Here is a 1,093-nt window from a genome sequence, read left to right as displayed (position 1 = left end):
TCACACCAGTCGTACCTGTGACCCCTGTTACACCCGTCTCTCCAGTTTGGCCAGTTGTGCCGGTGGTACCTGTAATTCCAGTAGCTCCAGTCACACCCGTAATGCCAGTTACGCCGGTAGTGCCGGTGGATCCTGTTTCACCAGTAATACCCGTTGGACCGGTTGCCCCTGTAGCACCAGTCGTACCTGTAACTCCGGTTATGCCAGTCGCACCAATGGCTCCGGTTGGTCCTGTTGTACCTGTCGTGCCGGTAACGCCTGTTGCACCCGTAACACCAGTTACGCCAGTGGCTCCAGTCGCGCCGGTTACACCAGTAACTCCCGTAGTTCCCGTTGCTCCAGTAGCCCCGGTGGGTCCCATCACACCAGTCGTACCTGTGACCCCTGTTACACCCGTCTCTCCAGTTTGGCCAGTTGTGCCGGTGGTACCTGTAATTCCAGTAGCTCCAGTCACACCCGTAATGCCAGTTACGCCGGTCGTGCCGGTGGATCCTGTTTCACCAGTAATACCCGTTGGACCGGTTGCCCCTGTAGCACCAGTCGTACCTGTGGCTCCGGTTGTACCTGTCGTGCCGGTAACGCCAGTAACTCCCGTAGATCCGGTCGCCCCAGTCGTTCCTGTTGTACCCGTAACGCCAGTTGTACCAGTTATGCCAGTTATGCCAGTGGCTCCAGTAGCCCCGGTGGGCCCCGTCACACCAGTCGTACCTGTGACCCCTGTTAGACCCGTCTCTCCTGTGGCACCAGTTGCTCCCGTCGTTCCAGTAAATCCTGTATTACCTGTAACCCCATTAAGTCCAGTTACTCCTGTTGTGCCGGTACTTCCGGTGGTGCCCGTTGCACCTGTAGTTCCTGTAGTACCGGTCACACCTGTGATACCCGTAACTCCTGTTGTGCCTGTGGCTCCTGATACACCTGTGAGCCCTGTAGCCCCAGTTGCTCCGGTCGGTCCCGTTACACCTGTCGTGCCTGTAACGCCTGCTACACCCGTCTCTCCTGTAATACCCGTGGTTCCTGTTGCTCCAGTCACACCTGTGATCCCAGTGGCTCCAGTCGTTCCTGTTGTACCCGTAGTTCCAGTCGCGCCGGTTAC

1 protein-coding gene is annotated in these 1,093 nt (G+C 57.8%); it reads right to left on the bottom strand.

The window, feature by feature from the left end:
* On the bottom strand, positions 1-1,093 hold a 1,093-nt coding region (locus PAEAM_RS24200; RefSeq protein ID WP_207765601.1), incomplete at both ends, for a hypothetical protein.

It is taken from the genome of Paenibacillus sp. GM1FR, from assembly GCF_002803315.1.
GTDB lineage: Bacteria > Bacillota > Bacilli > Paenibacillales > Paenibacillaceae > Paenibacillus > Paenibacillus amylolyticus.
Note: the sequence above shows the minus strand (reverse complement) of the source record. Positions and strands in the feature narration are given on the sequence as shown.